This window comes from Chryseobacterium koreense CCUG 49689 (genome assembly GCF_001045435.1).
In the GTDB taxonomy this organism is placed as follows: Bacteria; Bacteroidota; Bacteroidia; order Flavobacteriales; family Weeksellaceae; genus Kaistella; species Kaistella koreensis.
In genome coordinates, this window is record NZ_LFNG01000001.1 from 1 (window position 1) to 14,014 (window position 14,014).

14 protein-coding genes are annotated in these 14,014 nt (G+C 39.2%); 3 read left to right on the forward strand and 11 right to left on the reverse strand.

From position 1 onward, the window contains the following. From ACM44_RS00005 to ACM44_RS00040, 9 genes are all read right to left on the reverse strand, one after another. Nucleotides 1-1,716, reverse strand: a 1,716-nt coding sequence (locus tag ACM44_RS00005) for a hypothetical protein (protein WP_048498058.1), incomplete at its 3' end; no start/stop codon positions are given. 90 nt (nucleotides 1,717-1,806) lie between these two features. After that, nucleotides 1,807-2,199, reverse strand: a complete 393-nt coding sequence (locus ACM44_RS15115; protein WP_152669268.1) for a hypothetical protein — start codon at nucleotides 2,197-2,199, stop codon at nucleotides 1,807-1,809. 224 nt (nucleotides 2,200-2,423) lie between these two features. Further along, the gene (locus ACM44_RS00010; RefSeq protein ID WP_160303932.1) at nucleotides 2,424-3,173 is read right to left on the reverse strand and encodes a hypothetical protein; all 750 of its coding nucleotides are present in this window, start codon (nucleotides 3,171-3,173) and stop codon (nucleotides 2,424-2,426) included. Between the two features lie 992 nt (nucleotides 3,174-4,165). Beyond that, entirely contained in the window at nucleotides 4,166-5,416 is a 1,251-nt protein-coding gene (locus ACM44_RS00015; protein WP_316932540.1) for a site-specific integrase, read from the reverse strand. 680 nt (nucleotides 5,417-6,096) lie between these two features. Then, nucleotides 6,097-6,474, reverse strand: a complete 378-nt coding sequence (locus tag ACM44_RS00025; RefSeq protein ID WP_053215412.1) for a winged helix-turn-helix transcriptional regulator — start codon at nucleotides 6,472-6,474, stop codon at nucleotides 6,097-6,099. Nucleotides 6,475-6,592: 118 nt separating this feature from the next. Beyond that, the gene (locus tag ACM44_RS00030; RefSeq protein ID WP_048498062.1) at nucleotides 6,593-7,810 is read right to left on the reverse strand and encodes an acetyl-CoA C-acyltransferase; all 1,218 of its coding nucleotides are present in this window, start codon (nucleotides 7,808-7,810) and stop codon (nucleotides 6,593-6,595) included. Nucleotides 7,811-7,858: 48 nt separating this feature from the next. Next, entirely contained in the window at nucleotides 7,859-8,392 is a 534-nt protein-coding gene (locus ACM44_RS00035; RefSeq protein ID WP_048498063.1) for an FUSC family protein, read from the reverse strand. Between the two features lie 54 nt (nucleotides 8,393-8,446). After that, nucleotides 8,447-8,575 carry a hypothetical protein gene (locus tag ACM44_RS15825; protein WP_262486448.1) on the reverse strand — a complete coding sequence of 43 codons (129 nt, stop codon included), beginning with the start codon at nucleotides 8,573-8,575 and terminating at the stop codon, nucleotides 8,447-8,449. Then, nucleotides 8,572-9,684: an MBL fold metallo-hydrolase gene (locus ACM44_RS00040; protein WP_048498064.1), complete on the reverse strand. Its 1,113-nt coding sequence runs from the start codon at nucleotides 9,682-9,684 to the stop codon at nucleotides 8,572-8,574. The genes ACM44_RS15825 and ACM44_RS00040 overlap by 4 nt, the downstream gene beginning before the upstream one ends. A 167-nt stretch (nucleotides 9,685-9,851) precedes the next feature. Here ACM44_RS00040 and ACM44_RS00045 point away from each other — a divergent pair, with 167 nt between their 5' ends. From ACM44_RS00045 to ACM44_RS00055, 3 genes are all read left to right on the forward strand, one after another. Beyond that, the gene (locus tag ACM44_RS00045) at nucleotides 9,852-10,277 is read left to right on the forward strand and encodes an SRPBCC family protein (RefSeq protein WP_048498065.1); all 426 of its coding nucleotides are present in this window, start codon (nucleotides 9,852-9,854) and stop codon (nucleotides 10,275-10,277) included. A gap of 286 nt (nucleotides 10,278-10,563) precedes the next feature. Then, a complete protein-coding gene (locus ACM44_RS00050; RefSeq protein ID WP_316932541.1) occupies nucleotides 10,564-11,025 on the forward strand; it encodes an SRPBCC family protein in 462 nt (153 codons plus the stop codon). 195 nt (nucleotides 11,026-11,220) lie between these two features. Further along, on the forward strand, nucleotides 11,221-11,877 hold the full coding sequence (locus tag ACM44_RS00055; protein WP_048498066.1) for an NAD(P)H-binding protein: 657 nt from the start codon (nucleotides 11,221-11,223) through the stop codon (nucleotides 11,875-11,877). 163 nt (nucleotides 11,878-12,040) lie between these two features. On the opposite strand, the gene tatC is transcribed toward ACM44_RS00055, so the two are convergent. Continuing rightward, nucleotides 12,041-12,865, reverse strand: coding sequence for a twin-arginine translocase subunit TatC (gene tatC / locus ACM44_RS00060; protein ID WP_183325390.1), 825 nt, complete (start codon nucleotides 12,863-12,865; stop codon nucleotides 12,041-12,043). A gap of 149 nt (nucleotides 12,866-13,014) precedes the next feature. Further along, nucleotides 13,015-13,974, reverse strand: coding sequence for a KpsF/GutQ family sugar-phosphate isomerase (locus ACM44_RS00065; protein ID WP_048498067.1), 960 nt, complete (start codon nucleotides 13,972-13,974; stop codon nucleotides 13,015-13,017). Between the last annotated feature and the right edge of the window lie 40 nt (nucleotides 13,975-14,014).

Consider the following 14,014-nt stretch of genomic DNA (forward strand, 5'->3'; position numbering starts at 1 on the left):
CAGTCCGCTGTTGCTGTTGTCCAGATATGCCGATCTGCTTTGAAAAAATGAACCTGTATTCTGCCGGATGTTGTTCAGCAGCGTTTCGTAGGTTACTCTTGGCAGACTTTCCGTGTCGTTTTTCATTACTTCATCTTCCACACGTTTGGTGGTAACGGTGGCAATGTCTTGTCCACCTGTTTTATTCTCAAAATTAATCAGTAGAAGATCCAGATCGGTAACATAAGCCATCTGATGATCGTTTTGCGGCTGAATCAACGAAGTGGCTTCTATCAGACCGAAAACATCATCTATATCCTTCATATAATAAGTTCGAGCCGGAACTTCAGGATCGGAAGATTCTTTCGTTATTGCTATTTGTTTTCCTTCGTAAATTAGTTGAATGAAAGAGGAAACCGTTTTATTATCAGACTTTAGAAAATCAAATGCAACAGGTTTGGTGTAATCGGTTTCTTCGGAACCGCTGTCCTGCAAAAGGTTATTATTTCTGATAAAATAATCCTCGTTTTGTGTAACGGAACTGTTGAGAAGTCCTTGCTTTACATACAATCCTGCTCCGGAATAGCTGTCCGTTACTAATTTTACGGCAAACTTCGGCGGATTGGGAAATTCCCAGACCGGCCAGCTTTCATTAAATGTAGCTGCGGTAAAAGTTGTATTGTCAATGCTGAATTTAATATCAGCTTCGGTATTGTTTCCGCTTTCTACCGAATAATTTCCATAAAAATTATAGCTTCTCTGTCGGTTGCTCTGAATGTAGAGATATACCGTGCTTTTCGTGTGAAAATACTGGATCAGGTTATAAATTTCTGTTTCATTTTGTAAAATTTCACTATCTCCGCCAAAACGTATTTTTCCGTTTCCGTAAGCGTGTAAACCGTAAAACGCTGCTATATCAATAAATTGCGTAGCAGATTCCTGTATCAGCTTTTTTTGCATCCCCGAAAAATTAGCAGTATTCAGCTCATATTCCGATGCTCTTGCATAAGAAAGGTTTAATTTAAAAGGATTCGGATTGTTTTCCACCGTGTAATCGCCTTCGTTTAAAACAATGTCGATTCCCAATTCTCCCACTGCATTTCCAAGATATGTTCCGGCAGGAATGATGGGGAAATCAAAAGGATGGGATTCTGTGGTTTGTCCGTTTTCTTCATTAATTTCAGAAACTTTGAAAAAATAGGAATCTATTAAGTCTGCATTACTTTGAGAAAAATTTGCACTCGGAAAACCTATATATTCTGCCATAAATTTCGGCTCAGTTACTTCTAAAAATTCAAAAAACTTTTTAAATTCTTCTCTTACATGCTTTACATATTCTGTTGAATTTTCAGAATATGGAAGTATTTCCTCATTTTCATTCATAAAATCACTTTTCCGAAGTCCGCGGTAAACAATATAGCGGATTGCCAAACCGTTTATCGGCTGCCGAAAAGGTTTTAGGATGAGATTGATTTTTCCGTCATCGGAAGAATTGGGCTGTAGAAAAATCTGCCCCTGACAAATGGCAAAAATTTTTGCTTCTCCGGCAAAACTAATCTTTGCAGTAGTACGAAATACCGAATTCCCGCCACTCCCAACAACTCCGAATTTCTGACCCACAGTTTGTGTAAATGCTTTACTTTTTTCCAAAAAGAAATAAGAATCTGCGTGAAGCTCTGCACGGATATTTCTCCCGTTTTCCGAAGTGGTGGATTGGTTGGAATTGGTGGTTGGCATATCTTAGTTTTTGTGATTTAAAAGATAGTAAGAAAAAAATACAAAATTCAAATATTGAGTGATAATTTTTGTTACTTTTTTAAATTTTGTTTATTGATGGTGGTTTTCGTAGTGTATATTTTTGTTTGATTTCGGTCTATATAATTGATGTGGCTTAGATGTTAAAAGAGTGAAAACTATACATTCCAATCCCACAACTTGAGTAAAACAGATACTACTCATTTTATTTACCTGCGAAAAATAATACAAGGTTGTATCGCTGACCTGCATAAAATAACACTTGGTATTTTCCAAACCTGTATAAAACAGATTTTTGTGAAAAATATGCACAAATACTGGAATTCTTCCATCACATACAGCAAAAAGTTTTACAGGTTTCGAGGTATTGGATTTCACCTTTGACGTAACCCTGAACTTTGTTGATAAAGAACCGACCACAGGACCAAAACCATCTGTGCCTGCGGCATCGGCTAAATTTGACAATTCAGTAAAAAATGTGAATTGGTGTATATTTTCTCATCCGTACTTATTTTATCCAATTAATTATGCAACGTTTCGTATCCATCGACTTTTTCTATTCTTTAACAAAATTTGAAAAATTGCCCTGAATTTTTTAGCTACATCAAAGTCTATTTCGATATATAGAACTTTCATTTTGCTATAAAGAGACTATTGATTTTGTTGCAAGGTCCGTAATTAAAGTGTTTTTATTCCCAATCATCAGACGAAACATAATCAAAGAATAGGTCGTCCTTAAATTCATCAGCCGCTGTAGCAGGAGTCACAAAATCAAATGCAGTAATTCCCTTTTCTTTAAAAACAGGTGGAACAAAGATATTGGTATGGATACCCTTCACCTTAAAGAGCGGTGTAAGCCCGGATTGAGCAATTACTTTAGTATCCAATCCTTTATAATGGGTGTAACCCAAATCTAAGCTGGCATCTGCAATATCAAGTTTGGTTAATGTGATGTTTGCATTGGCTTTTAGTTCGATTTTTGCATTTTCAGTATTGGAAATAAGGATGGTTGCGGTTTCCGCCTCGACTAATTCTGTAATAACGACCCATTTCTTATTCCATTTGCCTTCCTTGTAAAGTTTTATAACTTCATCTCCCAATTTGATCGTGTTCTTAATAAGGTTGGTTTTTGTTTTATTCGCTTTAAACAAGATGGAATTAGCTCCTGAAAACTCTACAATAAATCCTGCATCTAGATTGCCAAGACTACTTCCTGGAGGCGTTATTGTTCCAGATAATTTTGTTGTAACGGATACAGATCCTTTTGAGGAGTATTCTAAATCTTCTGGCGTTTCATCTTCCCGAATATCAAAACCGATATTGAAATCTTCCAAGCCTGCAATTCTTGTAAACGCATTATCTCGGATTACTCCGATATCACCCATTTTCAATGGAACACCCGGCAACCAAGTCGCCATGTAGCCAAACTTACGTTTCATTTCGTCTGTGTACTGTTTCTGTGGTCCTTTCATAATATGATTGTTTAATATTTCGGAAAGTGTGGAATTTAAGTAGGATGTGAATTAACCTCTAACAGCAACTATGACTTCAGGCGCTAGTAACATCCGAATAAAAAACTCTAAAATCTGCTTTAAGAAACTATTATGAAGAGTTTTTTAAGAAAAAAAGAGCATTCCGGTTTATTATTGCCTTTGTATTCTAAGGAAGAAAACCACTACCGGACGAAGAATATGGCTTCCAAACAATTTGAACTGACAATTCAATGTCATGCATTTCAAATATAGAGTTTTTTTCTATTAAAAATGAAATAATTTACTAACATGATATTAGCACTTAATCAAAATTTTCAATCTGTGTAGGAAGAAAAGTTCTTATTCAATATTAGTAAGGTAATCACAGATAATAACTAAATTAAAAAACTGCGATTTTTTGTAGATGGTTGGGTGCTTATAGGTGGTATCAAAACGGAGAGGTATCGCCTTGCATTTGTTGCTCATGGCTGTAGACCATTTTTGGAAACCCTATTAGGCGAATCTTTCGAGCGTTATTAACGTACGGTGTGATAACATCTTTGATATAATCATCGATATCCGGTGGAATTATTGCCTTAAAGAATACTTTAGATTTTTCTTGGTTTGTGCAAGATTACCATTTTTTAGAATTATAGGTTGCAAAGGATGTTTAAGCTTCGCCGTTTCATAGTCTTGTAGAAAAGATCTCTGCTTTATTCAGTTTCTCTAAAGATTTTGGAGTAAGTATGGCGAGTATGAAATAATTAAACATTCAAAATCAGTCAATCTGAAGAAATGGCATAATATAACTCAGAGATTTTAGCTCTTCACCAGAAACTTCCAAATTTCTATTTCACCATATCACAACCAGTCAATTGCCGGTTTAATTATTTAGCGGTTATCGCTATTTTTAAAATAACGATTCAATTGACATAGTTACTGAAATACTTACAGCAGTCTTAGAAAATATTATTAATCACATTGTCAACTTCAGAGTCATGAAAATCATCCAGGTAACTCTCAGTTGTGCTCAATCGTTTGTGCCCCAATGACTGCTTGATAATATTGATGTTTACATTATTTCGTAGCGCACTTGTAGCAAAAGTGTGTCTTGCGGTATAAAAAGAAATGTTTTTTTCGATATTACAAGATTCCATAATCTTTTTTAATTGTTTGTTGTAAAAAGAGATTACATTGTGTTTCCTTGCTCTCAATTCTGAATCTTCATAGTCTTTTAAGTTTTTCTTCAAGATGGGAAAAATATACGGTGTGTCGAATGGCCTGTACATTTTGTAGAATTCCAGTATTTCATTAATGATAGGTAGATTCGGCAGCTTTATCTTTAGCAATGCATCTGTTTTATTCCTGTGATAGTTGAAGTAGTTATTTTCCAGATCAGACCACTTAAGTTCAGCCATATCAGTGAAGTTCATTCCCCTTGCATAATAGCTGAAGATATAGGCGTACCGCGCATTCTTTGAAGAGGGAATTTTTTCATTGTCAAAATCGAGCAGTTTCTTGAATTCTGACTCGGAAAGAGCTTTACGGACATTTCGCTTTTTATATTTAGATAATTTAAAGTCGCGGAAAGGATAGTATTGTTGCTGTACTAGCTTATAATTGATTGCGGTATTGTAAATTCTTCGAATGTTCCTCATATATACGCCTATTCCTCCGTCATTGGCACCTTTTTTACGTAGAGAATTTTCGAAATTGGTTAAGAATTGATAATCAATATTCTCAAACTTATAAGCATCGAGTTTTTTCTCAAATTTTCTTAAAGCAACCAAAGTGTCTTCCATTGATCTGGCATAACTGACCTGAGAATTACTCTTTAGAGCTTCTATTTCTTTTAGGAAAAACTGAACGAAAGTAATCCCTTCATTTGTCTTGCGGGAATAGTATTTGTCAAACAAAACCAAATTATAACTTTCATATTCCATTTCGAGGATGCTGATTATATCAGATGCATAATCTTTCATTTTGCGCAAAGTTTTGTTAAATACAAAAGCGTTCGTAAATTTGGACTTAAATTCCCCCTGCTTCTCATCCCATTCTGTTAATTTGCATGTGAAAGGAGTAGAGTAGAATTTGGATCTTCGATTAATAGTGACGCGTAAATAAATAGGGTACAGACCATTTTTTAGGGAATTCTTTTTGCAGATAATTCTAAGACTGGTATTCATTACTTCAGATTTTAAGTTCAACATGAGTACAACATATTGTACTTTTTTGTGAACTTCGATGAAACCAAAAATAAGTGAACCTTTATATAACTGCAAGAGAATCAGATACTTTGAATGTAGATGAAACCTAATGAAATGCTTCCGCCCTCATCTCATAATCAGCAAGTCCTTGGTTCGAGCCCAAGCTGGGCCACTATAAAAAGATTCTACAAATTGTGGAATCTTTTTTTATGTTTTGGAGCCTGATTAAATTTTATTCAACAATAGTTGATGCCGGATAATTTGGCCATATTTGCTCCACTTCGCATTAGAAGCTCATAATTTCCGCACAATCTTCGGTCCTTATCAAGCCAAGAAAACGTTCTTTCAATAATCCCTCTTTTAGAAATAGGCTTAAACTCCGTTTTCTTTTCATCGCTTCTCATTTCGACACTGATTAAATATCCGAACTTGCTTTTGATCTGTCCAGAAAAGGTTTCTCACCGCGGAAATCCGCATTCTCAGTCTAGCTCATTCTGTGCGGAGACGATATGGAAAATGAACCGTTTACAAAACTGCGGAAGATGAAAATGGGCAAGGCGGCCTGCAATTTTTTTAAGAAACTTGCGGATCTAGAATTGGCAGTACTGCAGGAATTAACTAGAGATTCACTGACTGAAACTGCTCGGAAATTGAGACAAAAAAAACCGAAAATCAATTCGGTTTTAGTGCTGATTGACCGGTTCCATCACCTGCTCAAAATCGGCATGCTCTGACTCTTCGCAGAGGTATTTCAACGACCACTTGCTGAAACTCTCGATCATGGGAACAAGATCTTCGGCTTTCTCGGTACAGTGGTAGTGGAAGACCAGTTTATTTTTGGTGCTTCTTGTTTTGGTTAGCAATCCAATGGAGGTCAGTTTTTCAAGTCGGTCTGCCAATGTGTTCGTTGCGATTTTTTCTGGCATCTGAGACAGCTCCTTGTAAGTGGTTTTTCCGAATGCATGGATATCCCGAAGTATCAACAAGGTCCATTTATCTCCCAAGATATCCAGGCCTCTTGCCAATGGACAAGTGGAGCGAAATTGTTTAGCATTTTTCATTTCTTGTGTATTGATCCGTTCTCCCTAAAATTATTTGTTAAACGTCTATTCAACAAAAATAACATAATTTTATGACCAAACGAACGAATTCAAGATTTCTATTGAAAGTATGCCCAAATCATAGTGCGGCATTCTCCAAAACAACGGCATATCCTTGTCCGACCCCAATACACATCGTCGCTAAAGCATATCTCTTTCCCGTTTTCTGCAACTCCACTGCGGCAGAGTAAGTGATTCTGGTCCCGCTCATTCCCAGAGGATGGCCAAGCGCAATTGCACCGCCATTGACATTGATTCGCGGATCGTCATTCGCAATTCCCAGTTCTTTTAAAACCGCAATGCTTTGTGCGGCAAAAGCTTCATTCAATTCAATGAGGTCGATTTGGTCTAAAGAAAGATTTGCTCTTTTTAAGGCAAGTTTAGTGGCTTCAACCGGGCCGATTCCCATAATTCTGGGTTCGGTTCCGGTAACGCCGGAACTCACTATTTTCGCTAAAGGTTTTAAGCCGTACTTTTCGATGGCTTCATCGGAAGCGATAATCACTGCGGCGGCACCATCATTCAGGCCGGAAGCGTTTCCTGCAGTGACGGTTCCGTTTTCTTTCACGAAGGCGGCTCTAAGTTTTCCCAAAACTTCCATAGAACTGTTTGGTTTGATGAATTCATCTTTGTTGATGATGATGGGATCTCCTTTTCTTTGAGGAATGACGACATCTGAAATTTCCTCGGCTAATCTTCCGCTTTGCTGCGCTTTTGTAGCTTTTTGCTGGGATTTTAAGGCGAATTCATCCTGTTCCTCTCTTGAGATTTTATAGATTTCGGCTAGGTTTTCTGCAGTTTTTCCCATCGCTTCAGTTCCGTACATTTTCTCCATTTCTGGATTGATGAAGCGCCATCCGAAAGAGGAATCATACATTTTTTGCGTTGTATCAAAAGCGTTTTCAGATTTTGAAAGTACATAAGGCCCTCTGGACATTCCTTCCACACCACCCGCGATGAACAGATCTCCTTCGTTGGATTTGATGGCTCTAGAGGCCTGCACAATAGCGCTCATTCCCGATGCACAAAGTCGGTTCACGGTTTCTCCCGGAATGGTAACGGGCAATCCAGCAAGCAATAACGCCATTCTCGCCACATTCCGGTTGTCTTCTCCGGCTTGGTTGGCACATCCGATAATTACGTCATCTATTTTGTCTAAAGGCAATTCCGGATTTTTGGCCACTAAACTTTTGATCACTGAGGCCATCAAATCGTCTGTTCTCACTGGTGCGAGTTGACCTTTGAAGTTGCCGATTGCGGATCTGGTCCCGGCGATGATGTACGCGTTTTTACTCATTTTTTTAATTTGTTTTAAAAATAGTTTTTTTCTTTGATCAGAAAAATGTCAATCCCTCAACTTATGTTCAATCTGAAGCGTTTTCTTGTGAAAATACTTGATCGGATAAGCTGTAATGAAAACTACCAAAAGTCCGATCAAACATCCGATCAAAACCGAAATGAACCTTTCTATTGGCGCGATATAGCCTTCGTCTGGCTTTTCTATTAAAATGATAATCATCGCCACGATGGCGGTCCTTACCACATTAAGCAGATTGAAAGTTTTGCATATTACGGCTCCGAGAATGATTCCGATCATTACCTTCAAATAAGTGTCGATGGGAAAAAATACTACCGCAAAACCAGACAGCGCACCAATGAAATTGGCTTTTACCCGGTCAATAGAGAGTTTCCAGCTGTCTTTCGCTTCGGGGGAAATCACCAGCAAAACCGAAATCAGCGCCCAAAACAAATCGTATTGTGGGATGGACTTCATCAGCACATAACCGATGCTGAAACCGATCAACGACCTACAGATATAGATGAAGAGTGGCGAGAAAATGAATCCCCGAAATCCTGAAATAGTCGCAGATTTATCCATTTGATGAATGTTTTCTCCTGCAAAAATAACCTTTGTTATTTTAATGATAAAGTTTTAAGCCAGATCTTCATTAAATTTCGTGGAAGTTTTTGAGCGGATTTCCTCTAAAGTTGTTCTCGCCATCAATTCGGTAAAAGTAAGTTTCCCGCCCATAAATCGAAAAACTGCTAAATCTGTACTCAAAAGTCCTGCCACCATTTCTCATAAACCTTCACATCATCCATCCAGTCTACTTTTTCGCCAATTTTCGGATACAGAATCCTCAAGTCATCGGTATTCAGCTCCGCCATTTTTTGCAGTGGTTCAAACCAGGGATGAGGTGCCAAAGAAAATTTGGAATTGTGAACGGGAATCATGCGCTTTGCGTTCAAATCCTTCATCGCCTGGATATTTTGCCCTGGAAGAAAGTGGATGTATTTCCAGTCTTTATTATATTGCCCGTTTTCCAGGATGGCTAAATCGATCCTGCCGTATTTTTCGCCAATCTGCTTGAAATGGTCACCGTAACCGCTGTCTCCACCAATGTAGATTCGCTGGTTCGGTGTTTCCAAAACAAAACTTGACCAAAGCGATTGGTTGGCCTTCAATCCGCGTCCTGAAAAATGCCGCGCCGGCTCTGCAGTAACCTTGAAGCCATCTCCTAAATCAGAACTTTCCTGCCAATCAAGCTCGATGATGTTTTTCGGGTCAAATCCCCAAAATTCCAAATGTTCGGCGGTTCCCAATCCGGTAATTATTTTCTTGATTCGTGGGAAAATTTTGGTCACGGTTCCATAATCGAGGTGATCCCAATGGTCGTGGGTGATCACGAGGAAATCGAGTTCAGGAATGTCTTCCGGTTTGTAGATGTCACTGCCTTTAAAAGCTTTCGCGGTAAACGAAAAAGGTGATGCATAACCGCTAAATACGGGATCCACCAGAATTTTCACGCCGTCAGTTTGCAAGAAGTAGGAGGAATGCCCCATCCAAACGTAAACATTTTCATGAGGGTCTATATTTTTCAAGTCGCTTTTCTCGAAATGAAAAGCTTTTGGAGGAAATCTATTCGGGGTTTTCCCGAAAATGAACCGAAACATTGCTTCAGGCATTGAAGTTCCTTCCGCCAGTTGAGGCGTGTAACTCAGATTCTGAAATTTCCCGTCTTTATAATTTGGAGATTTTAGGATTCTTTCTAAACGAGCTCCAGAAGGAAGTTTTCCAAATTTTTTTTGTTTCATAATGATATAGGCGGAAACCGACAGGATTCCCACAAGTATTAAAAGTGATCGTGCGATTTGCTTCAGGATTTTCATTTTTTGCAAAGACGGATGGACCGGCTAAATTACCTTAAAATTTATAGCTGGAATTGGCTAATCCGCATTCAGATTGATAAAAATCATTTTTGAAGTTAATTTTAAATAAATAATTTTTTCTCTCGCTTATTTTATTTAATTTTAATCAACCTTAAAAATTTACAGCTATGCACGAGAATGTAGTCGTTAAACAAAGAGTTAACGCACCTGTAGACAAAGTTTGGAGCGCGATCACCGACAAAGCGCAAATGAAGAAATGGTATTTCGATATTCCTGATTTTGAAATTGGCATCCACAAACAGTTCAATTTTTACGAACCCGGAAACGAGAAGAAATTCCATCATCACGCAGAAATCCTGGAAGTAATACCTAACGTGAAATTGAAGCACACCTGGACTTATCCAGAATTTTCTAAGGAAAAAACCATCGTAAGGTGGGAACTGGAACCGGACGGAGACGGAACCATGGTAACTTTAACGCATAAGGGACTTGAGAACTTTGAACATTTGGGCAAAGATTTCGAAAAACAGAGTTTCGAGCAAGGATGGAACGGAATCGTGGGCAAGAGCCTAAAAGAGTTCGTGGAAAATTGACGACATATTTTTATCAGAGCGGGTTTTTTTGAAGCCCGCTTTTTTTTTAACTTTATCCTACAAAAGTGATGAAGTCGGTCCCGTTTTCAAGTGGAATCAGTAATGGTAAAATTATGTTTGATACGAAATTTATTCAAAAATGAGAATGATTGTTCAAGATTAATTTCGCTGACAGATGAAAAACGATTGATAGAAGTTCCCTAATCGGCGTGATGATATTTCTAAACATCGTAACTTTACTAATATTAAAAAATACATTGAACCAAAATAAATACTCGTACAAGATATGATGGAAAACCAAAATTTTGCAGAAGCAGGAATGTTGATCAGAAAGCCGGTTGCAGAGGTTTTCAACGCATTTGTCAATCCGGAAGTAACCACCAATTTCTGGTTCACCAAGTCCACCGGAAAGTTGGAAGAAGGAGAGGAGGTTATCTGGACGTGGGAAATGTATGACCTCCACGTTCCGGTAAAAGTAGCGCAGATTGTTCCCAACGAACTGATTGAAGTGGAATGGGGGAACTATAATGAGATGAACAGAGTGGTTTTTACTTTCAAGAAAATTGCGGAGAACGAAACTTTTGTTCAGGTGGTCAATGACCTGTTTAAAGGAAATGCCGAGGAATTGAAAAGTCAAATCCGGGATTCCACAGGTGGTTTTAATCTGGTGATGGCGGGTTGCAAAGCATGGCTAGAATTTGGAATTCATTTGAATTTGATTCGGGACCGGTTTCCGATGGGGAAATGAAGGATATGGATGCACTCCGTAGCATTTTGGATTTCGCCGCGCATTGAATTTCCTTTGAAAGAGAATTTTTTGCGCAGTGAAATTTCTAAGCGTGAATGACCAGTAAATTTTGTGTGAAGGATTCGCCGCTTTTACCGAGAAATATGGTGGTTTAATTCATACATCGCAAGTTTTAATAATACAACAAAAGGCCGTATGAAAATAATATTAACCGGAGCGACCGGAATGGTTGGAAATGGTGTGTTGCGGATATTGCTGAAAAGAGATGATATCCAGGAAGTCCTTTCAATCAGCAGAAGACCGAGTGGGATTTCTAACCCAAAACTGAAGGAAATCTTGCATGAGGATTTCTGTGATTTGTCGGCGATTGCGCATGAAATGAAGGGTTATGACGCTGTTTTGTTTTGCTTGGGAATTTCATCGGTGGGAATTTCTAAGGATCGATACTTTCAGATTACCCACACTTTGACGATGCATTTTGCGGAAACCTTCAAAAAGGAAAATCCCGAGGGAAGATTCTGCTACATTTCGGGAGCCGGAACGGATTCCAATGAAAAAGGTTCCGGTTGGGCAGCGGTGAAAGGAAAGACTGAAAATGATTTGATCAAGCTTTTGGGAAACAATGCCTATAATTTTCGTCCCGCTTTCATGAAGCCGGTTGCCGGACAGGATTTTGTGAATCGATGGTATGCCTATTTTTCCTGGATGGATGCGATTTTCAAACCGCTGTTCCCGAATTATTTCGGAACGGTAGAAGAAGTTGCAAACTCGATGGCGAATGTGGCCCAGAAAGGATATTCGAGTCAGGTTCTGGAAGGGAAGGATATTTCGATTACGGCGAAAAATATCTGAGGAAAATACCTGCGCAAAAGCGACTGGTCTGGTTATTAGCCCCGATCGCAACGGCATCCTTTTTTGTTTTTCGCGATGGATGACGCATGGGCAAAACAAAAAAGATATAGTGGAGAGCGGGACTGCTCTTCGGAAAAATCCCAGTCTTGTTGCTCCTAATCAGTTACTTTGCTTTTGCTTCCAATTCGTTTCTTTTCTGCACTTTTCTGAAGGTGTAGGAGCTCATGATGATGCTGAATTCATAGAGCAACAATAGTGGGAATGCGGCCATGAGCATGCTCAAAACATCTGCGGGAGTTACGATTGCTGCGACTACCATGATCAATACTATGGCGTGACGACGGTAGGTTTTCATGAAAGTTGGTGTGAGAATTCCGATATTGGTGAGGAAATACACGATGACGGGGAAAAGGAAGATCACGCCCATTCCCAAAACGACCTGCAAAAATAAGGTGGTGTAATCGCTCAAATCGTAGAGCGGCACGATGATGTCTGAGATTTTGAAGATGACTCCGAAATTGATCGCGAAAGGCAAGATCAGAAAATAGCCACATAGAATTCCGGCGAGAAAAAGAATCCAAACAAAATTGATCAGGAAAACCGAGTTTTTTCGTTCTTTGGGATGCAAAGCGGGACTGATGAACCGCCACAGTTCCCAGATGATGTATGGAAACGCCAAAACCATTCCTCCGAACATGGAAACCGCCATCATTACGTTGAATTGCTGGTAAAGTTTCTGTACCCGGACCGGAAAATCGTGGGGAAGTTTGATGCTGTCGTGACCGAGAACCATATTGGAAAAGTGGTTTACGATGCGGAAAGTGGGGAAATTGTTTCTGGTAGGTCCAAAGAAAACATGGTCCATAATCCAGTTGATATTAAATCCGACAATAAATGCGCCCACTACAATTGCGATGATAGAGCGGATCAGATGTCCGCGCAGTTCGCCGATGTGTCCCCAAAATGACATTTCTTTTCCCTGGTTCACGAAATATTTTATTTAATAATTGAAGTTGCGAAATTACGAAAAAATGGTTGCAGTTGGTGCAGGCTGCACTTGCTGTTTAGTCCTATATTTCGCGAAATTCTCGATGCAGCAAATTCATTCGAAGAAATGGATCTCGAAGCGAATTCACTTTAATTAATCCCCTCGTCCAAAAGTCTGTGAATATCAATAATTCCAAAGTATTTTCCGTTTTCTGTGACGATCAGTTGACCGATGTTTTTCTCTTTCAAAATCGACATGGCTTCTTTCGCGAGACGGTCTTTTTCTATGCTTTTGGGGTTTTGGGACATGATGTCTTTAGCGGAAATTTTTGAGAGGTCCTGTTCGCTCATCAACATTCGGCGCAAATCGCCGTCTGTGATGACGCCGGTAATTTCTTCGCCGTTGGTAACTACGGTGATTCCATGCGTGGAACCACTGATGGAAATGATGATCTCGCGGATTTCGGCGTCTTCAGAAACTAGTGGTTTTTGGGAAGAGAGAAATTGCTCAACTTTTGCGGTGAGGTTTTTTCCCAGACTTCCGCCCGGATGGAATTTGGCGAAATCTTTTTGCTGGAAATCATTGATCTCCATCAGACAAACCGCCAAAGCGTCTCCCAACGCCATCTGAACCGTGGTTGAACTTGTGGGTGCCAGTTTAATCGGGCAAGCTTCTTTCTCCACGTGGCTGTTCAAAACGATATCTGAGAACTCTGCGAGTTTGGAGTTGAGATTTCCAGTCATGCCGATCAGCGCGGAAGAATATTCCTTCAAAAAAGGTGCGAGATTCACTATTTCAGGTGAATTGCCTGAATTGGAAATGCATAAGACCACGTCTGTTTTTTGGATCACGCCCAAATCGCCGTGAATCGCTTCCGAGGCATGAAGAAACTGAGACGGTGTTCCGGTGGAATTCAGCGTTGCAACGATTTTGTTTCCCACATGAGCCGATTTCCCGATTCCTACAATGATGAGCTTTCCTTTTGCAGAATTGATGATTTCTACGGCTTTCAGAAAATTCTCGTCAAGTCGGTTTTTAAGGTTTTCGAGTTCTGAGATTTCTATGGAAATAGATTCTTTCGCGATTTTTAGGATATTTTCGTTATTCATTTTCGAATTTCAGGTTTTAGACTATTGATCCCTAGTAATT

Coding starts and splice junctions, on each gene's coding strand:
- ACM44_RS00010 (WP_160303932.1), bottom strand. CDS start 3,173: ATGAAACGTAAGTTTGGCTACATGGCGACTTGGTTGCCGGGTGTTCCA.
- ACM44_RS00015 (WP_316932540.1), bottom strand. CDS start 5,416: ATGTTGAACTTAAAATCTGAAGTAATGAATACCAGTCTTAGAATTATC.
- ACM44_RS00025 (WP_053215412.1), bottom strand. CDS start 6,474: ATGAAAAATGCTAAACAATTTCGCTCCACTTGTCCATTGGCAAGAGGC.
- ACM44_RS00030 (WP_048498062.1), bottom strand. CDS start 7,810: ATGAGTAAAAACGCGTACATCATCGCCGGGACCAGATCCGCAATCGGC.
- ACM44_RS00035 (WP_048498063.1), bottom strand. CDS start 8,392: ATGGATAAATCTGCGACTATTTCAGGATTTCGGGGATTCATTTTCTCG.
- ACM44_RS00040 (WP_048498064.1), bottom strand. CDS start 9,684: ATGAAAATCCTGAAGCAAATCGCACGATCACTTTTAATACTTGTGGGA.
- ACM44_RS00045 (WP_048498065.1), top strand. CDS start 9,852: ATGCACGAGAATGTAGTCGTTAAACAAAGAGTTAACGCACCTGTAGAC.
- ACM44_RS00050 (WP_316932541.1), top strand. CDS start 10,564: ATGATGGAAAACCAAAATTTTGCAGAAGCAGGAATGTTGATCAGAAAG.
- ACM44_RS00055 (WP_048498066.1), top strand. CDS start 11,221: ATGAAAATAATATTAACCGGAGCGACCGGAATGGTTGGAAATGGTGTG.
- ACM44_RS00065 (WP_048498067.1), bottom strand. CDS start 13,974: ATGAATAACGAAAATATCCTAAAAATCGCGAAAGAATCTATTTCCATA.